Origin of the sequence: Pseudomonas uvaldensis, from assembly GCF_021271205.1 — a bacterium.
Lineage (GTDB): Bacteria > Pseudomonadota > Gammaproteobacteria > Pseudomonadales > Pseudomonadaceae > Aquipseudomonas > Aquipseudomonas uvaldensis.
This window is the reverse complement of sequence record NZ_JAIWKS010000008.1, coordinates 52,660-71,287: the sequence shown is the minus strand read 5'-3', so window position 1 is coordinate 71,287 and position 18,628 is coordinate 52,660. Positions and strand designations below refer to the sequence as shown.

Annotated in this window: 18 protein-coding genes; 12 read left to right on the top strand and 6 right to left on the bottom strand. The window is 60.8% G+C overall.

All coding sequences use genetic code 11. From position 1 onward, the window contains the following. Positions 1-216: 216 nt before the first annotated feature. On the bottom strand, positions 217-1,071 hold the full coding sequence (locus LCU97_RS18775) for a glycine betaine ABC transporter substrate-binding protein (protein ID WP_232777463.1): 855 nt from the start codon (positions 1,069-1,071) through the stop codon (positions 217-219). 373 nt (positions 1,072-1,444) lie between these two features. Between LCU97_RS18775 and LCU97_RS18770 the strand changes: the two genes are divergently transcribed. Together LCU97_RS18770 and LCU97_RS18765 are read left to right on the top strand one after the other, a co-directional pair. Further along, positions 1,445-2,743 (top strand): serine/threonine protein kinase, encoded by a 1,299-nt coding sequence (locus LCU97_RS18770; RefSeq protein WP_232777462.1) that lies wholly within the window; start codon positions 1,445-1,447, stop codon positions 2,741-2,743. Continuing rightward, positions 2,736-3,524: an MlaA family lipoprotein gene (locus LCU97_RS18765; RefSeq protein ID WP_053149940.1), complete on the top strand. Its 789-nt coding sequence runs from the start codon at positions 2,736-2,738 to the stop codon at positions 3,522-3,524. Before LCU97_RS18770 ends, LCU97_RS18765 begins: the two co-directional genes overlap by 8 nt. A gap of 131 nt (positions 3,525-3,655) precedes the next feature. Here LCU97_RS18765 and LCU97_RS18760 read toward each other — a convergent pair whose 3' ends face one another. Then, on the bottom strand, positions 3,656-4,570 hold the full coding sequence (locus tag LCU97_RS18760; protein WP_232777461.1) for a DUF808 domain-containing protein: 915 nt from the start codon (positions 4,568-4,570) through the stop codon (positions 3,656-3,658). Between the two features lie 127 nt (positions 4,571-4,697). On the opposite strand from LCU97_RS18760, the gene LCU97_RS18755 reads away from it, so the two are divergent. Then, the gene (locus LCU97_RS18755) at positions 4,698-5,303 is read left to right on the top strand and encodes a TetR/AcrR family transcriptional regulator (protein ID WP_053149934.1); all 606 of its coding nucleotides are present in this window, start codon (positions 4,698-4,700) and stop codon (positions 5,301-5,303) included. A 129-nt stretch (positions 5,304-5,432) separates the two neighbouring features. Here the strand turns inward: LCU97_RS18755 and LCU97_RS18750 are convergent, their stop codons facing one another. Both LCU97_RS18750 and LCU97_RS18745 read right to left on the bottom strand, forming a co-directional pair. Beyond that, on the bottom strand, positions 5,433-5,891 hold the full coding sequence (locus LCU97_RS18750) for an REP-associated tyrosine transposase (protein WP_232777460.1): 459 nt from the start codon (positions 5,889-5,891) through the stop codon (positions 5,433-5,435). Positions 5,892-6,110: 219 nt separating this feature from the next. Continuing rightward, entirely contained in the window at positions 6,111-6,542 is a 432-nt protein-coding gene (locus LCU97_RS18745; RefSeq protein ID WP_053149931.1) for a GlcG/HbpS family heme-binding protein, read from the bottom strand. A gap of 267 nt (positions 6,543-6,809) precedes the next feature. Here LCU97_RS18745 and gcl point away from each other — a divergent pair, with 267 nt between their 5' ends. The 9 genes from gcl to LCU97_RS18700 all read left to right on the top strand — a co-directional run bounded on the left by gcl (position 6,810) and on the right by LCU97_RS18700 (position 17,732). After that, positions 6,810-8,585, top strand: coding sequence for a glyoxylate carboligase (gene gcl / locus LCU97_RS18740; RefSeq protein ID WP_053149928.1), 1,776 nt, complete (start codon positions 6,810-6,812; stop codon positions 8,583-8,585). Between the two features lie 50 nt (positions 8,586-8,635). After that, a complete protein-coding gene (gene hyi / locus LCU97_RS18735) occupies positions 8,636-9,418 on the top strand; it encodes a hydroxypyruvate isomerase (RefSeq protein ID WP_232777459.1) in 783 nt (260 codons plus the stop codon). Positions 9,419-9,572: 154 nt separating this feature from the next. Then, complete coding sequence (locus LCU97_RS18730) at positions 9,573-10,463, top strand: 2-hydroxy-3-oxopropionate reductase (RefSeq protein WP_232777458.1); 891 nt, start codon at positions 9,573-9,575, stop codon at positions 10,461-10,463. A 148-nt stretch (positions 10,464-10,611) separates the two neighbouring features. Further along, positions 10,612-11,892 (top strand): glycerate kinase type-2 family protein, encoded by a 1,281-nt coding sequence (locus tag LCU97_RS18725; protein WP_232777457.1) that lies wholly within the window; start codon positions 10,612-10,614, stop codon positions 11,890-11,892. After that, positions 11,882-13,297, top strand: a complete 1,416-nt coding sequence (gene pyk, locus LCU97_RS18720) for a pyruvate kinase (protein ID WP_232777456.1) — start codon at positions 11,882-11,884, stop codon at positions 13,295-13,297. Before LCU97_RS18725 ends, pyk begins: the two co-directional genes overlap by 11 nt. Positions 13,298-13,419: 122 nt before the next feature. Then, positions 13,420-14,322 (top strand): urea transporter, encoded by a 903-nt coding sequence (locus LCU97_RS18715; protein WP_053149914.1) that lies wholly within the window; start codon positions 13,420-13,422, stop codon positions 14,320-14,322. Between the two features lie 20 nt (positions 14,323-14,342). After that, positions 14,343-15,167 carry an ion transporter gene (locus LCU97_RS18710; protein ID WP_053149911.1) on the top strand — a complete coding sequence of 275 codons (825 nt, stop codon included), beginning with the start codon at positions 14,343-14,345 and terminating at the stop codon, positions 15,165-15,167. 91 nt (positions 15,168-15,258) lie between these two features. Continuing rightward, positions 15,259-16,257, top strand: coding sequence for a sulfate ABC transporter substrate-binding protein (locus LCU97_RS18705; protein WP_053149907.1), 999 nt, complete (start codon positions 15,259-15,261; stop codon positions 16,255-16,257). A 287-nt stretch (positions 16,258-16,544) separates the two neighbouring features. Beyond that, positions 16,545-17,732, top strand: a complete 1,188-nt coding sequence (locus LCU97_RS18700; protein ID WP_053149904.1) for an MFS transporter — start codon at positions 16,545-16,547, stop codon at positions 17,730-17,732. A 50-nt stretch (positions 17,733-17,782) separates the two neighbouring features. Here LCU97_RS18700 and LCU97_RS18695 read toward each other — a convergent pair whose 3' ends face one another. Next, positions 17,783-17,974, bottom strand: a complete 192-nt coding sequence (locus tag LCU97_RS18695) for a PLDc N-terminal domain-containing protein (protein ID WP_053149901.1) — start codon at positions 17,972-17,974, stop codon at positions 17,783-17,785. Positions 17,975-18,044: 70 nt separating this feature from the next. Further along, positions 18,045-18,575, bottom strand: a complete 531-nt coding sequence (locus LCU97_RS18690) for a hypothetical protein (RefSeq protein WP_232777455.1) — start codon at positions 18,573-18,575, stop codon at positions 18,045-18,047. Positions 18,576-18,628: the final 53 nt, after the last annotated feature.

The window sequence follows — 18,628 nt, the reverse complement described above, 5'->3', positions numbered from 1 at the left end:
TTTTGCCAAAACCCCCGAAATCGCCATAAATCTTTCTGTGGGAGCGAGCCTGCTCGCGATTACCACGGCATATTCAATATAGATGCAAGCAGACATACCGCTATCGCGAGCAGGCTCGCTCCCACAGGAGAGCAGCACATGCCTGGAAAATACAGACACAAAAAAACCGCATGACGCGCAGTCATGCGGTTTTTCGATACAGCCAGACCAGACGGATTACTTGCCAGTCCACTCCTTGACACGGTCAGGGTGCTTGGCAACCCAGTCCTTGGCGGCAGCGTCCGGCTTGGCACCTTCCTGGATTGCCAGCATGACCTCGCCGATTTCATCTTTCGACGACCACTGGAACTTCTTCAGGAATTCGGCCACTTCCGGCGCCTTGGTCGCCAATTCCTTGCTGCCGATGCTGTTCACGGTTTCAGCCGCACCATAGACACCTTTCGGGTCTTCCAGGAAGCGCAGTTTCCATTTGGCGAACATCCAGTGCGGTACCCAGCCGGTGACGGCGATGGATTCGTTTTTCTTCTCGGCCCGGGTCAGTTCGGCAATCATGCCGGCGCCGGAACTGGCCTTGAGTTGATAACCGGTCAGGTCGTAGTCCTTGATGGCCTGTTCGGTCTTGAGCATCACGCCTGAACCGGCGTCGATGCCGACGATGCGCTTCTTGAAGCTTTCATCGGTCTTGAGATCGGCTACAGATTGCGCCTTCACGTACTCCGGTACGATCAGGCCGATTTTGGCGTCCTTGAAGTTGGGGCCGTAGTCGACCACTTGATCCTTGTTCTTCGTCCAGTAATCACCATGCGTAACAGGCAACCAGGCCGAGAGCATGGCATCGAGCTTGCCGGTGGCCACGCCCTGCCACATGATCCCGGTCGCGACGGCCTGCAGCTTCACGTCATAACCAAGCTTCTGCTGAATGACCTCTGCCGCTACGTGAGTCGTCGCAACGCTGTCGGACCAGCCGTCAACGTAACCGATGCTCAGGGTTTTGGTTTCGGCACTGGCCAGGGTGGAGCTGATCGCCAGTACCAGTGCGGCACCTGCGCCCAAGAGTCGTCGCATCTTCATCGTTTACTTCCCCGAAAGTGCTGCGCCCGACGGATGCCGAGCGACATCAACGTGTTGTTATGGTGCTCAGCGCCCCCATCACGCTCGCCTGCCAAACCGGATCGAACATCAGTGGAGTACTGACCCGTCGATCATCGGCCTGCGCCGATCCGGGACCTGCTCTGCCAGCGACATCGAAACAACGGGAAACGACATGGGGGATGCCGTTTGCGACAACACGAAGGCAACTAGCCACCAACCGGCCGCAACGTGTATCGTCCCGTTGCTATTGCACCCCGCTCACGCCTGTTTATGCCCGTCGTGGCACTTGGCTTCACTTCGGTGGTCATAGCCTGCGAACTCCATTCGGCACCTTCCTCTAAGGGATCCAGTCATGCTCCGTTCCTTGCGCTTTGCCGCCCTCACCGGCGGCCTTCTCTTGAGTGCGTCCGCGCTGGCGGCGGATATCGACGCCGCCAGCTATGGCTACCCCTTGACCAACCCGTTCGAGGCGACTATCGCCACCACGCCGCCCGACCTGCGCCCTGATCTGCCGCTGATCGAAGACATCAACCAGGCGGACCACAGCGTCACCCTGCGTCCGGAACGCGAGTTCATTCTGCCGGACAATTTCTGGCCGGTAAAAAGCCTCACCTACCGCATGGCCACCCAGGACAAGCCGGCACCGCTGATTTTCCTGATTGCCGGCACCGGTGCCCGTTACGACAGCACCCTCAACGAATACCTCAAGCGGCTCTATTACAAGGCCGGCTACCACGTGGTGCAGCTGTCGTCGCCCACCAGCTTCGACTTCATGAGTTCCGCCTCGCGCTTCGCCACCCCCGGCATCACCAAGGAAGACGCCGAGGACATGTATCGGGTGATGCAGGCCGTGCGCGCACAGCACCCCAACGTACCGGTGACCGAGTACTACCTCACCGGCTATAGCCTCGGCGCCCTGGACGCGGCCTTTGTCGCCCACCTGGATGAAACCCGGCGCAGCTTCAATTTCAAGAAAGTGCTGCTGCTCAACCCTCCGGTGAACCTCTACACCTCGATCACCAACCTGGACAAACTGGTCCAGACCGAGGTGAAAGGGATCAACAGCACCACCACCTTCTATGAACTGGTGCTGGACAAGCTGACCCGCTACTTTCAGCAAAAAGGCTACATCGACCTCAACGACGCCTTGCTGTATGACTTCCAGCAATCCAAGCAACATCTGAGCAACGAGCAGATGGCGATGCTGATCGGCACATCGTTCCGCTTTTCGGCGGCCGATATCGCGTTCACTTCGGACCTGATCAACCGCCGCGGCCTTATCACCCCACCCAAATACCCGATCTCAGAAAGCACCAGCCTGTCGCCGTTCCTCAAGCGTGCACTGCAATGCGATTTCGACTGCTACCTCACCGAACAGGTGATTCCAATGTGGCGTGCGCGTACCGACGGCGGCAGCCTGCTGCAACTGGTCGATCAGGTCAGCCTTTACGCACTGAAGGATTACTTGCACGAGAGTTCGAAGATCGCCGTCATGCACAACGCCGACGACGTCATCCTCGGCCCCGGCGACCTGGGCTTCCTGCGCAAGACCTTTGGCGACCGCCTGACGGTTTATCCACTGGGCGGCCATTGCGGCAACCTTAACTACCGCGTCAACAGCGACGCCATGCTGGAGTTCTTCCGTGGCTAAATATCTCCTGCTTATCGCCGCCCTGATGAGTGCAGGCGTCGTCCACGCCGACAACAGCAAGGCCCACGATCCCGTGGTGGTGGATACCGACGGTTTCAAGGAACCGCTGACCAAGCTCAAGTTCAATCCCGGACTGGACCAGCGCGAATTCGAGCGCTCCACGCTCAGCGCCCTGAATGTCTATGACCCGCTGGAATCCTGGAACCGCCGCGTTTACCACTTCAACTATCGCTTCGACCAATGGGTATTCCTGCCGGTGGTTGACGGCTATCGCTACGTCACCCCGAGTTTCGTGCGCACCGGGGTCAGCAACTTCTTCAATAACCTGGGGGATGTGCCGAACCTGATGAACAGCCTGCTGCAGTTCAAGGGCAAGCGTTCGATGGAAACCACGGCGCGCCTGCTGCTCAACACCACCATCGGCATCGCCGGCCTGTGGGATCCGGCCACGGCCATGGGCCTGCCGCGCCAGAGCGAAGACTTCGGCCAGACCCTGGGCTTCTATGGCGTGCCTGCCGGAGCGTACTTCGTACTGCCGATCTTCGGCCCGTCCAACCTGCGGGATACGTCGGGTCTGCTGGTGGACTATACGGCCGAATCGGCGATCAACTTCCTCAACGTCTCGGAGGTCAGTTCGAACCACCCGGAACTGCTTTTGCTGCGCGGCGTGGACAAGCGCTACCAGACCAGCTTCCGCTACGGCCAGCTGAACTCGCCGTTCGAGTATGAGAAGGTGCGCTACGTGTACACCGAGTCGCGAAAGTTGCAGATAGCCGAGTAATTTGGGCGTCCCCCAAAAACAGTGTGTGGGAGCGGGCTTGCTCGCGAAAGCGGCGCGTCAGACAACCTATGTGTTAACTGACACACTGCCTTCGCGAGCAAGCCCGCTCCCACACTGCTTTGGGTGCGCTGTTAGTTCTTCAGCGCCTTCCAGATCTTGCCCACCGCCATCACCCCGGCCAACACCACCGCCCCCGCCACAATTCCCGCCACGGCATTAAGCAACATCAGCACGATAAACCCTGCACCGCCAACGCTGGCCGCCACGCCTTCGATCCAATGATGGACCACCGGCACACCATGGGTGAGGATGCCACCTCCCACCAGGAACATCGCCGCCGTGCCGATGACCGACAGGCTTTTCATCATGTACGGGGCGGCGCGCAGGATAGCGCCGCCGATGCTTTTGGCGGCCTGGCCCGGTTTCCGGGTCAGCCACAGTCCGAGGTCATCGAGCTTGACGATCCCGGCCACCAGGCCATAAACGCCGACTGTCATGACAATGGCGATACCCGACAACACAATCACCTGTTGAGTCAGCGGTGCATCGGCGACTGTGCCCAGGGTAATCGCGATGATTTCCGCCGACAGGATGAAGTCGGTGCGAACCGCGCCCTTGATCTTGTCTTTCTCGAAGGCCACCAGATCGACCGCCGGGTCGGCCACCGCCTCGACCAGTTGCGCATGCTCGGCCTGGTCTTCGGCGCGGCTGTGAAGGAATTTATGGGCGAGTTTTTCGAACCCTTCGAAGCACAGGTAAGCGCCCCCCACCATCAGCAGTGGCGTCACCAGCCAAGGCACGAAAGCGCTGATGGCCAGGGCCGACGGCACCAGGATCAATTTATTGATGAACGAGCCTTTCGCCACCGCCCAGACCACGGGCAATTCCCGCTCGGCCCGCACGCCGGACACCTGCTGGGCATTGAGGGCCAGGTCATCGCCCAGCACACCCGCGGTTTTCTTGGCGGCCATTTTGGTCATCAGTGCAACATCGTCGAGTACGGTGGCGATGTCGTCGATCAGCACCAGCAAACTGCTTCCAGCCATGGAAAGCTCCTTGTTCGTAAATGCTGCGCAGCATAGCGCAAGCGCCACCCGGGGGCATTGTTGAGCCGCTCACAAGGCCGGTGCTACCATGCGCCACCGCCAGAACAGGCAAGGAACCCCTGGGTTTATGAGCACTATCCGCGAGCGCAACAAAGAACTGATCCTGCGTGCCGCCAGCGAAGAATTTGCCGACAAGGGCTTCGCCGCGACCAAGACCAGCGACATCGCGGCCAAGGCCGGCCTGCCCAAACCCAACGTCTACTACTACTTCAAATCCAAGGAAAACCTCTACCGAGAGGTCCTGGCCAGCATCATCGAGCCGATCCTCCAGGCCTCGACCCCCTTCAACGCCGACGGCGTACCGAGCGAAGTGCTGAGCCACTACATCCGCTCCAAGATCCGTATCTCCCGCGACCTGCCCTTCGCCTCGAAAGTCTTCGCCAGCGAAATCATGCACGGCGCCCCACACCTGAGCCCCGACCTGGTGGAACAACTCAACGCCCAGGCCCGGCACAACATCGACTGCATCCAGACCTGGATCGACCGCGGCCAGATCGCCCCCATCGACCCTCACCACCTGATGTTCAGCATCTGGGCCGCCACCCAGACCTATGCCGATTTCGACTGGCAGATCAGCGCCGTGACCGGCAAGGCGAAGCTGGACGAAGCCGATTATGAAGCGGCGGCGCAGACGATTATTCGGTTGGTTTTGAAGGGGTGTGAGCCAGACTGATGGAGTTCTGGGCTCTCTTCGCGAGCAAACCCGATCCACAGGGGATCGATGGCGCTCAGACATTTTGTGTCCACCACCAAAACCTGTGGGAGCGGGCTTGCTCGCGAACGGCAGCAACTCAATTTCATGTCATACCCAAATGGCATCCCACAACGGGTAGTCACCAAGCCGCTCCACCAGACCTGCTCGCAGCGGATTAGCCACAACATAACGGGCTAGCTTTATCAGATCGTCCTCCCGCCGCAACGCCCGGTCATGGTATCCCTGCTGCCAGAGGTTCCCGGTTCTTCCTCCCGCCTCGTTTACGTCCCTGGCACTTAAGGTTTTCATCCGACACATCAACGGCCCCAACGACCCGCGGCGCAACTGAATCAGCCAGTGAAAATGGTCAGGCATGACGACGAATGCCAGGGAGTCTACGAAGCCCTGTCGTTGTACCTCCTTGAAATGATGAATAACGATTCTGCCTAGACCATAGTCTTGAAAGACAGGTTCACGCATACGCGTATTGGCCGTCAGTAGATAAATGCGATTCTGCTCTGCATATCGACCGATACGCAGGCGATGTGAAGCTGAGCGTCCAGGCATTGCATTGCCTTCCTTTCAATGAAGTTTTGAAAGGCTAGTGCTGTGAATACAGCATCGTTTCCAGACTCTTTGACTGGATGTGTCTGGTCGGTTGCTTTCGCGAGCAAGCCCGCTCCCACAGAGGGTCTGCGGCGTTCAGACATTTTGTGTCAGGTATCTGAACATGTGGGAACAGGCTTGCTCGCGAAGAGGCCAGTCGCTCACCACAAAATCAAACAACTACCCCGCATCCGCCACCAACCCAACCCCCTCCACCGCCCGAATCGCCACCTGTTCATCAATATCCGAGGTATCGCCACTGATACCCACGGCGCCCAGCACCGTCCCGTCCTGATCCCTGATCAACACCCCACCCGGCGCCGGCACGACACTGCCCTGCCCCAGGCTGTTCAAGGCAGCGATGAAGGCCGGGCGTTGCTGGGCGTCGAGGGCGAGCAGGCGGGAGCCTTTGCCCAGGGCGATGGCGCCCCAGGCCTTGCCGATGGCGATCTGTGGGCGCAGCAGGCTGGCTCCGTCCTCGCGTTGCAGGGCAATCAGGTGACCGCCCCTGTCGAGAACCGCGACGGTCAACGGTGCACAGTGGGTTTCACGGCCTGCGGCAAGGGCTTGGCCGGTCAGGTCGACCGCGACTTTCAAGGTTAGAGCGCTCATGGGTGCTGTCCTTCTTTTGTTATGGGAGAGCCTTTCTGTTTCAATCCAAGGGGAACCGTACACACAAAATAGAGCACAATAAAATAAATTTTTGTATACATTAATACCATCCAAACGCCAAAATCGACGAAAAGACGCACGCTATCGGCCTGCGGACCGAATGAAACAGGTGCTTGAGGAAATGAATTGACCTGTACTGGTTACCGTGAATAAACTCCAGCACAAAGCAACTTGTATACAATTAAAACACGCAAGAGGCACAAACCAATGAGCAAAATGAGAGCAATCGAAGCCGCCGTCCTGGTGATGCGCCGTGAAGGCGTGGACACTGCCTTCGGTATTCCGGGGGCCGCAATCAACCCGCTGTACTCGGCCCTGCAAAAGGTAGGCGGCATCGATCACGTCCTCGCTCGCCACGTTGAAGGTGCCTCGCACATGGCCGAGGGCTACACTCGCACCAAGGCCGGCAACATCGGCGTCTGCATCGGCACTTCGGGCCCTGCCGGCACCGATATGGTCACCGGGCTCTACAGCGCATCCGCCGACTCGATCCCGATCCTGTGCATCACCGGGCAAGCCCCTCGCGCTCGTCTGCACAAGGAAGATTTCCAGGCAGTGGATATCACCAGCATCGTCAAACCGGTCACCAAGTGGGCAACCACCGTCCTGGAGCCCGGCCAGGTGCCCTATGCGTTCCAAAAGGCTTTCTACGAGATGCGCTCCGGCCGCCCAGGCCCAGTGCTGATCGACTTGCCGTTCGATGTGCAGATGGCCGAGATCGAGTTCGATATCGATGCCTACCAACCGTTGCCTCTGGCTAAACCTGCAGCGAACCGTGTGCAGATCGAAAAAGCCCTGGCGATGCTCAATCAGGCCGAGCGTCCGCTGCTGGTGGCTGGCGGCGGCATCATCAATGCTGATGCGAGTGAACTACTGGTGGAGTTCGCTGAGCTGACCGGAATCCCGGTCATCCCGACGCTGATGGGTTGGGGCACGATTCCGGACGACCACCCGTTGATGGTCGGCATGGTCGGTCTGCAAACCTCCCATCGCTATGGCAATGCCACGCTGCTCAAGTCGGATCTGGTGCTGGGCGTCGGCAATCGCTGGGCCAACCGCCACACCGGCTCGGTGGATGTCTACACCGAGGGACGCACATTCATCCATGTGGATATCGAACCCACCCAGATCGGTCGCGTCTTCACGCCTGACCTGGGCATCGTTTCCGACGCGGCTTCGGCATTGACGGTGTTCCTCGAAGTCGCTCGCGAATGGCAAGCCGCCGGCAAATTAAAGGATCGCAGCGCCTGGTTGCGCGACTGCCAACAGCGCAAGGCCAGCCTGCAACGCAAGACGCATTTCGACAACGTACCGGTCAAGCCACAGCGTGTGTACGAAGAGATGAACCAGGTGTTCGGCAAGGACACCTGTTACGTCAGCACCATCGGTTTGTCGCAGATCGCCGGGGCGCAATTCCTGCACGTCTACAAGCCGCGCCACTGGATCAACTGCGGCCAGGCCGGCCCCCTGGGCTGGACCATTCCGGCCGCGCTGGGGGTGGTCAAGGCCGATCCGAATCGCAAGGTCGTGGCGCTGTCGGGTGACTATGACTTCCAGTTCATGATCGAAGAGCTGGCGGTGGGCGCACAGTTCAAGCTTCCCTATATCCATGTCGTGGTGAACAACTCCTACCTCGGGCTGATCCGCCAGGCCCAGCGCGGGTTCGACATGGACTACTGCGTGCAGCTCTCCTTCGACAACCTCAACGCCCCGGAACTCAACGGCTACGGTGTGGACCACATCGCCGTCGCCGAGGGTCTGGGCTGCAAGGCGCTGCGGGTGTTCGAACCGTCCGGTATCCAACCGGCGTTGCGCAAGGCCCAGGAAATGATCGAGGAGTTCAGGGTGCCGGTCATTGTCGAGATCATTCTGGAGCGGGTGACTAACATTTCCATGGGCACCGAAATCAACGCCGTCAACGAATTCGAAGACTTGGCGTTGGTGGGCAACGACGCGCCGACGGCTATTTCGTTGCTTGACTGACTGCTGACATCTCCCACAGGGGACTTGCCAATTATCCACAGGAGACCACCATGCCCCGTTTCGCAGCCAACCTGTCCATGCTCTTCACCGAACAGGATTTCCTCGCCCGTTTCGAAGCGGCCGCCAAGGCCGGTTTCACGGGTGTGGAATACCTGTTCCCCTACGACTACAGCTCCGCCGAGCTCAAGGCCCTGCTCGATGCCAATGCCCTGACCCAGGTGCTGTTCAACCTGCCCGCCGGCGATTGGGCCAAGGGCGAGCGCGGTATCGCCTGCCTGCCGGACCGGGTCGAGGAGTTTCGCGCCGGCGTCGACCTGGCGATCGCCTATGCCAAGGTACTGGGCAATACTCAGGTCAACTGCCTGTCCGGGATTCGCCCGCAGAACTGTAACGAAGCCCTGGTGGAGAAAACCTTCGTCGCCAACCTCAAGTACGCGGCCGAAAAGCTGCAAGCGGCGGGCATCAAGTTGGTGATGGAAGCCATCAACACCCGCGACATCCCCGGCTTCTACCTGAACAACACAGCCCAGGCCCTGTCGATCCGCGAGCAGGTCGGCAACACCAATCTGTTCCTGCAATACGACATCTACCACATGCAAATCATGGAAGGCGACCTGGCCCGCACGCTGCAATCGCACCTGGCCGAGATCAACCATGTGCAACTGGCGGACAACCCGGGCCGCCACGAGCCGGGCACGGGCGAGATCAACTATCGCTTTCTGTTCGAACACCTGGACCGCATCGGCTACCAGGGCTGGGTCGGCTGCGAATACAAGCCATTGACCACGACCGAAGCGGGATTGGGTTGGCTGAAAACCCATAACGCGATCTGACATAGAACGCTTGTGAGAGCGGGCTTGCTCGCGAAAGCAATCTGCCTGTCGCTGAAGTATTGACTGACGCACCGCTTTCGCGAGCAAGCCCGCTCCCACAGAAAAGCAGTTATCCATTTGCCTGAAGCAATGACAAATACAAGAGGATTTTCCAATGGCTAAAATCGGATTCATCGGCACCGGCATCATGGGTCACCCCATGGCACTGAACCTGCAAAAGGCCGGGCACAGCCTGTTCCTGTCCCAGCACCACGACCAGGCTCCGGATAATCTGCTGGCCGGCGGCGCGGTGGCCCTGGCCAACCCGAAAGAAGTTGCCCAGGAAGCCGAGTTCATCATCGTCATGGTTCCGGACACCCCCCAGGTCGACGACGTGTTGTTTCGTGCCGATGGCGTGGCGGCCGGTGTCGGCGCGGGCAAGGTGGTGATCGACATGAGTTCGATCTCCCCCACCGCCACCAAGGCGTTCGCGGCGAAGATCAACGAAAAAGGCGCGCAATACCTCGATGCCCCGGTGTCCGGCGGAGAAGTCGGCGCCAAGGCCGCGACCCTGAGCATCATGGTCGGCGGCGACAGCACTGCATTCGAACGCGCCCTGCCGCTGTTCCAGGCCATGGGCAAGAACATCACCCTGGTGGGCGGCAACGGCGATGGCCAGACCGCCAAGGTCGCCAACCAGATCATCGTAGCGCTGAACATCCAGGCCGTGGCCGAAGCCCTGCTCTTCGCCTCGAAAAACGGCGCCGACCCGGCCAAGGTCCGCGAAGCGCTGATGGGTGGTTTCGCCTCGTCGAAGATCCTCGAAGTGCACGGCGAACGCATGATCAAGGGCACCTTCGACCCGGGCTTCCGCATCAGCCTGCACCAGAAGGACCTGAACCTGGCCCTGCAAGGCGCCAGGGAACTGAACATCAACCTGCCCAACACCGCCGGTGCCCAGCAGGTATTCAGCACCTGCGCAGCGATGGGTGGCAGCAACTGGGATCACTCGGCGTTGATCAAGGGGTTGGAGCATATGGCCAACTTTTCGATCCGCGACAACTGAACCACCATAAAACCCTGTGGGAGCGGGCTTGCTCGCGAAGGCGTTGTATCAGACGGCATATGTGTGGCTGACACACCGCTTTCGCGAGCAAGCCCGCTCCCACATGGGTTCTGCGTTGAATTCAAATAATAAGAATCGGGAGCCCGCCATGTCGGTCGATCCGCAACAACTGCTCCGCGAGCTGTTTGCCACAGCCATCGACGCGGCGCATCCGCAGCACGTCCTCGAACAGTACCTGCCCGCCGACCGCAGCGGCCGGGTCATCGTGATCGGTGCCGGCAAGGCCGCCGCCGCGATGGCGCAGGTGGTCGAGCGTTGCTGGCAGGGTGAAGTCACCGGCCTGGTGGTAACCCGCTACGGCCATGGCGCGCCCTGCCAGAAAATCGAGGTGGTGGAAGCCGCCCACCCGGTGCCCGACGCCGCAGGGCTGGCGGTGGCTGGGCGGGTGCTGGAATTGGTCAGCAATCTGAATGAAGACGACCGGGTGATCTTCCTGCTGTCCGGAGGCGGCTCGGCTTTGCTGGCGCTGCCGGCCGCCGGCATCACGCTGGCCGACAAACAGTCGATCAACAAAGCCTTGCTCAAGTCCGGCGCCACCATTGGTGAGATGAATTGCGTGCGCAAGCATCTATCGGCCATCAAGGGCGGCCGCCTGGCCAAGGCCTGCTGGCCGGCGACGGTCTACACCTACGCGATTTCCGATGTACCGGGCGACCTCGCCACGGTTATCGCCTCCGGTCCTACCGTGGCGGACCCCAGCACATCGGCCGAAGCACTGGCGATCCTCAAGCGCTACGACATCGAAGTCCCGGCCTCGGTGCGCCACTGGCTGCTGCGTCCTGAATCGGAAACCGTCAAGCCCGGCGACCCGAGCCTGGCCCGCAGCCACTTCCAACTGATCGCCCGACCCCAGCAATCGCTGGAGGCCGCCGCGGTGAGGGCTCGCCAGGCCGGTTTCAGCCCGTTGATCCTCGGCGACCTGGAAGGTGAATCGCGGGAAGTGGCGAAAGTCCACGCCGGCATCGCCCGGCAAATCGTCCAGCATGGCCAGCCCCTGGCAGCGCCGTGCGTGATCCTCTCCGGTGGCGAAACCACGGTCACTGTGCGCGGTAACGGTCGCGGTGGCCGCAATGCCGAGTTCCTGCTGAGCCTGACCGACAACCTCAAGGGCCACCCCGGCATCTACGCGCTGGCCGGAGACACGGACGGCATCGACGGCTCCGAAGATAACGCCGGGGCCATCATGACCCCGGACAGCTACCAGCGCGCCGCCGAGCTGGGCCTGAACGCCAGCGATGAGTTGGATAACAACAATGGCTATGGCTACTTCGCCGCACTGGACGCGCTGATCGTCACCGAACCGACCCGCACCAACGTCAACGACTTTCGCGCCATCCTGATCCTCGAGAACCCCACCCATGACGCCTGACAAAAAGGTCAAGATCCTCGCCACCCTCGGCCCCGCGACGCGCGGCAAGGACGACATCCGCGAACTGGTGGAGGCCGGCGTGAACATCTTTCGCCTGAACTTCAGTCACGGCGAGCATGCCGACCACGCCAGGCGCTACCACTGGATTCGTGAGGTCGAACAGCAGCTTAACTATCCGCTGGGCATCCTCATGGACCTGCAAGGCCCGAAACTGCGAGTCGGTCGCTTCGTCGAGGGCAAGGTGCAACTGCATCGCGGCCAAGCATTCCGCCTGGACCTGGATACTACGCCCGGCGATCAACGCCGCGCTAACCTGCCCCATCCGGAAATCATCGCGGCCCTGGAGCCGGGCATGGACCTGCTGCTGGATGACGGCAAGCTGCGTCTGCGCGTCATCGCCCGGCATGCGGATGCCATCGACACCGAAGTACTCAACCCAGGCGAGCTGTCAGACCGCAAAGGCGTGAACGTACCCCAGGCCGTACTCGACCTGAGCCCGCTGACGGCCAAGGACCGCCATGACCTGAGCTTCGGCCTGGAACTGGGCGTGGACTGGGTGGCGCTGTCGTTCGTGCAGCGCCCCGAGGACATCCGCGAAGCTCGCGCATTGATCGGCGACAAGGCGTTCCTGATGGCGAAGATCGAGAAACCTTCGGCGGTCACCCAATTGCGGGAAATCGCCGAGTTGAGCGACGCGATCATGGTTGCCCGCGGCGACCTGGGCGTCGAAGTCCCGGCCGAAAGCGTGCCGCAGATCCAGCAGCGCATCATCGGCACCTGCCGCGCCCTCGGCAAACCGGTGGTGGTGGCCACGCAAATGCTGGAGTCGATGCGCTTCTCCCCGGCGCCCACCCGGGCCGAGGTCACCGACGTCGCCAACGCCGTGGCCGAAGGCGCGGATGCGGTGATGCTGTCGGCGGAAACGGCCTCGGGTGAGTATCCGCTGGAAGCCGTGCAGATGATGAGCAAGATCATCCGCCAAGTGGAAAACGGCCCGGACTACCAGGCACAACTGGATGTCAGCCGACCGAAAGCCGAGGCCACGGTGTCGGACGCCATCAGTTGCGCGATCCGCCGTATCAGCAACGTCCTGCCGGTGGCAGTGCTGGTGAACTACAGCGAGTCGGGCAGTTCCAGCCTGCGGGCGGCGCGGGAGCGGCCCACCGTGCCGATTCTCAATCTCACGCCGAACATTCAAGCAGCGCGGCGCTTGACGGTGGCCTGGGGCGTGCACTCGGTGGTCAATGATCGACTGCGGCAGGTGGACGAAGTCTGTTCCACCGCGCTGGAAATCGCCCAAGCGCAAGGCATGGCCCAGCGCGGCGACACCCTGCTGATCACGGCGGGCGTGCCGTTTGGCAAACCGGGGTCGACCAACTCGTTGCGTATCGAGACGTTGATCTAGCGCCTGTTCCGGCCTCTTCGCGAGCAAGCCCGCTCCCACATTGGACTTGCGGCGTCACAAAGCCCCTGTGGGAGCGGGCTTGCTCGCGAAAGGGTCAACCCGGTTCACCAGACACACAAAACATGCAAAACACCCCCTGCCCCGACTGGGCCACCGCCCTGCTCAACGGCTTCAGCCAGATCTTTCTCCAGCGCCATCCGTTGTGCGGCCTGCTGTGCCTGTTGGCGATCCTGCTCACGGCGCCGTCCCTGTTCGGCGGCGCATTGCTGGGCGGTGTGGCCGGGTTGCTCACCGCTCAACGGCGCGGCTACGCCAAGGCCGATCGACAGGCCGGCCTGTTCAGCTACAACGGCGTCCTGCTGGGCCTACTGCTGAGCCTTGCGTTGCCCTGGTCGGTCCTGTTACCGCCCTTGATCATTGCCGGCGGCGGGCTCAGCGCGATGCTGACCCAACAGTGGCTACATCACACTCGGGCTCCGCACTGCCTGCCCCCCTACACCGCGCCCTTCGTAGGGCTCGGTTGGTGCCTGTTGAGTCTCGCCCCAACGCTTCCGCTGTCCGTGCCGGTTGATGTGACGCTGCTCAATCTGCTGACCGCCCCGTTGAAAGGACTGGGCCAAGTGATGTTTCTCGACCACCCGCTGGCGGGCGCGCTGATTGCGGCTGGCCTGCTGGTTGCGGACCGTCGCGCCGCCGGCTGGGCACTGTTCGGATCTGCGGCCGGTTTTGTATTTGTCTGGCTGCACCACGACAGCGAGCAAGCCTTGCTGGGACTCGGCGGATACAACTGCGCGCTGGTGGCGTTGGCCTTCAGCCAACAGCGAGAGCAGCCCTGGTTGCCGCTGGCGGGAATCGTTCTGGCACTACTGCTTGCGCCGGGCTTTGCCGCCCTCGGCCTGGCGCCGCTGACCGCCCCGTTTATCCTCGCCTGCTGGCTGGTTCGCGCCACGGTTCGGACCTGGCGCCAGATCCGTCTCGACGCCACACCTTGCACTCTGCGAGACAATCGACCTAGGCTTCGCTGATTCTGACTCGAGCGAAGGTTATGGACAGCAGCAACAATTGGCGTGAACGCCTCTACATTATAATTTTCCAGACCGACACCGTGGCCGGCCGGCGCTTCGACAGCGCATTGCTATTGATCATCCTCGCCAGCCTCGTGACGGTGATGCTCGACAGCATCGACACCGTGCACAAGAACTACGCGGCGCTGCTGGCCTATATCGAATGGGGCTTCACCCTCATTTTTCTCGTTGAATATGGCTTGCGCCTGTACTGCTCTCCCCAGCCCCTGCGCTATGCGTTCAGTTTCTACGGTCTGGTAGACCTGTTGGCGATCGTGCCCGGAATCCTGGCTTTGTATTACAGCGATGCCCAGTACCTGCTGATCATCCGGATCATCCGCATGCTGCGGATTTTCCGGGTGCTCAAGCTCAGCCCCTACCTCAAGCAGGCCAACTACCTGATGTCGGCGCTGCGCGGCAGCAAGCAGAAGATCATCGTATTCCTGGTCAGCGTCTCGACGCTGGTGACCGTGTTCGGCACGCTGATGTATGTGATCGAAGGGCCCGAGCATGGTTTCACCAGCATTCCCAAGGGTATCTACTGGGCCATCGTGACCTTGACCACGGTAGGCTTCGGCGACATTGTGCCCAAGACCCCGTTGGGCCAGGTGATCTCCTCACTGGTGATGATCACCGGTTACTCGATCATCGCCGTGCCGACCGGTATCTTTACAGCCGAATTGGCCACGGCCATGCGCGGTGACCAGCTCAAGCATGATTGCCCGGTGTGCAGCAAAAACAATCACGAGCACGGTGCGGCATTCTGCTCCCGCTGCGGCAATGCGTTGTTCAAGAAACTGGAATAAGCAAAGCACTTTTTGATGCTTGAAGGTCTATCGGCTAGTCGCTAGTGTCAGCCGGTTGCCCGGACCCCCTTTCGATAAAAAGGAATTCGCAGTGAAGAATCTCTTTGGCGCCACCCTTCTCGCCGCCGGCCTGACTTTCGGCAGCTTGGCCCACGCCGCCCCGACCTTGCTGAACGTTTCTTACGACGTGATGCGCGATTTCTACAAGGATTACAACGCAGCCTTCCAGAAGCACTGGCAGGCCGAGCACAACGAAAACATCACTGTGCAGATGTCCTTCGGCGGCTCCAGCAAGCAGGCACGCTCAGTGATCGACGGCCTGCCGGCGGATGTCATCACCATGAACATGGCCACCGACATCAATGCCCTGGCGGACAACGGCAAACTGGTGCCGGACAACTGGGTCACCCGCCTGCCGAATAACAGCGCCCCGTTCACCTCGGCCACGGTGTTCATCGTGCGCAAAGGTAACCCCAAGGCCCTGAAAGACTGGCCCGACCTGCTCAAGGATGGCGTCCAGGTGATCGTGCCGAACCCGAAAACGTCCGGCAACGGTCGCTACACTTATCTGTCGGCCTGGGGTTATGTGCTCAAGAACGGCGGCGATGAAACCAAGGCCAAGGACTTCGTCGGCAAGCTGTTCAAGCAGGCCCCGGTCCTGGACACCGGCGGTCGCGCAGCGACCACGACCTTCATGACCAACCAGATCGGCGATGTGCTGGTGACCTTTGAAAACGAAGCCGAGATGATTGCTCGGGAGTTCGGCCGCGATCAGTTCGAAGTGGTCTACCCAAGCGTGTCCGCCGAAGCCGAACCGCCGGTGAGCGTGGTGGACAAGGTCGTCGAGAAAAAAGGCTCCCGCGAGGCTGCCGAGGCGTATCTCAAGTACCTGTGGTCGCCCGAGGGCCAGGAAATCGCGGCTGCCAACTACCTGCGTCCACGGGATCCGGCCGTCCTGGCCAAATACACCGACCGATTCCCGAAAGTGGATTTCCTGTCGGTGGAAAAAACTTTCGGAGACTGGCGCACGGTGCAGAAGACTCACTTCAATGACGGTGGGGTTTTCGACCAGATCTACAGCGGGCAGTAACAAAACGGTGGGAGCAAACCTGTGGGAGCAAGGCTTGCAAACTCTCTGTGGGAGCACAGCTTGCTGGCGATGCGGACGACGCGGTTTATGCGTTATCGTTCATCGCGGGCAAGCCTTGCTCCCACAGGTTTGCTCCGCTCCCACAGGCTCATGCCCTGACTCATTGGGAGCCATGCTCTGCCCCGAAGATCAATCGCAAGCATGACTAATATCAGCCACAAAGCCTGTTCCAGAGCCGCACAACTCTTTAGCCTCACGACCATCCTTTCCCTGCTGTCGAGATTGCCATGAGTGCTCATCCACCCGCCCTCACCCGAGGCATGGTTCTGCTGTTTGCCTTCTGCTGCGGTGCCATCGTTGCCAACATCTACTACGCCCAGCCCATCATCGAACTGATCGCCCCCGATGTCGGCCTGACCAGCACGATGGCCAGCCTGATCGTTTCGCTGACCCAGATCGGTTATGCCTTGGGCCTGTTTTTTCTGGTTCCGCTGGGGGACTTGCTGGAAAACCGTCGGCTGATGATTCTCACGACGGTGGTGGCAATTGCCAGCCTGCTGGGGGCCGCCTTCACCGAGCAGCCGAACGTGTTCCTGCTGGTGTCGCTGCTGGTGGGATTCAGTTCGGTTTCCGTGCAAGTCCTCATTCCCTTGGCCGCGCATCTCGCGCCGGAAGCATCCCGGGGCCGGGTGGTCGGTGGAATCATGGGGGGATTGCTGCTGGGAATTCTGCTGGCGCGGCCGGTGTCCAGCGTCGTCGCCGATCATTTCGGCTGGAGGGCTATGTTCATGAGCGCGGCGGCCCTGATGGCGGCCATCAGCATCATCCTGGCGTTCACCGTGCCCAAGCGGCAGCCTGATCACAGCGCCAGCTATGGACAATTGCTGGGTTCCCTCGGCACCCTTCTGCGCCAGCAACCTCTGCTGCGCCAGCGGGCCTTTTACCAGGCCTGCATGTTCGCCACCTTCAGCCTGTTCTGGACGGCCGTGCCCCTGGAGCTGGCGCGCAACCATGGCCTGAGCCAGACCGAGATCGCGTTGTTTGCCCTGGTTGGCGCCATCGGGGCCATTGCCGCGCCCATTGCCGGTCGGTTGGCGGATGCCGGACACACCCGTATCGCTTCACTGCTGGCGATGCTCTTTGCCAGCCTGAGTTTTCTGCCCGCGTTCATCCATCCGCTCTACAGCGTCATTGGCCTGGCGGTCACGGGCGTGGTATTGGATTTCTGCGTACAGATGAACATGGTCCTGGGGCAGCGCACCATCTATGCCCTCGATGCCAAAAGCCGCAGCCGCCTCAACGCGCTGTACATGACCAGCATCTTCGTCGGCGGCGCCTTCGGTTCATCGATTGCCAGTGCCGTCTATGAGCACGGTGGCTGGCTGTGGGTGGTAATCGTGGGCAGCGCCTTCCCGCTGCTGGCCTTGCTGCGCTTTTTGGGCACTTCGCGCCAACACTCTCTGGCGACAGCCTGAAAATATGGAGCCCGGCGGCGCGCAAGCCGCCGGGCCGTTTCAGGAAGTGGTCAGACCCGTACGTTGCCTCGCGGCCCGGCGATTGCCCAGATGATCAGTCCCAGCACCGGCAACAGCAGGATCAACAGCACCCACAGCACTTTCGCCCCGGTTCCGGCGCCGCTCTTGAGCACATTGATAATCGCCCAGATATCGAGCGCCAGGATGATCAGGCCTATCAGGCCGTTGAAGGTAGAACCCATGGTGTCGCTCCCGAATGGTGGCATGCACTCTTAGGATAGCGGCGCCCCAACGAGGGTTCCGTTTTCTTGCTCAAACGTGAACCGCGACCTTCAGCGCTTCCAGGGCCGGCGCGGCAGCAATGCCGACCTCGGCACAGAGTTCCAGGACACGCGGCACATCGTTGCCGTACACCAACACCATCTGCAATTCATCGTCGAGCAACTGGCTGAAGTTCATCAGCACGTAGCCGCCGTTTTCCTTGTTCAGGCTGCTCATCTGGATCTGGATGCGATTGAGTGCGGTGAGTGGCTCAGTCTTTGCCAGTTGCTTGGGCTTGAGGTTGAACGCCACGCCGGGGCCGAACGAAGCGAGGATTTGTTCGAACAATTGCACATAGGTGTCGGCCTGGAACAGCACAGTGTCCGGCAGGCTGCCCACCACGACCCACTCGCCCAATGGAATCGGAAAGGTGTCGTCATAATTGATATCCGGATTGGCTGCCAGAAATGCGACCGGATCGGCATAAGCCTGGGCCGCTTCGTCCGCAATCCTCTCGATGTCGGCATCGCCCAGGCAACCGGAGCTGATTTTGCTGATGAGTTCGACGAGTCCGGCTTTCATGGTGAATCCTGTGGCGATGAGAGTTAAGCCGCGCAGGATACCCCATTCGCGAG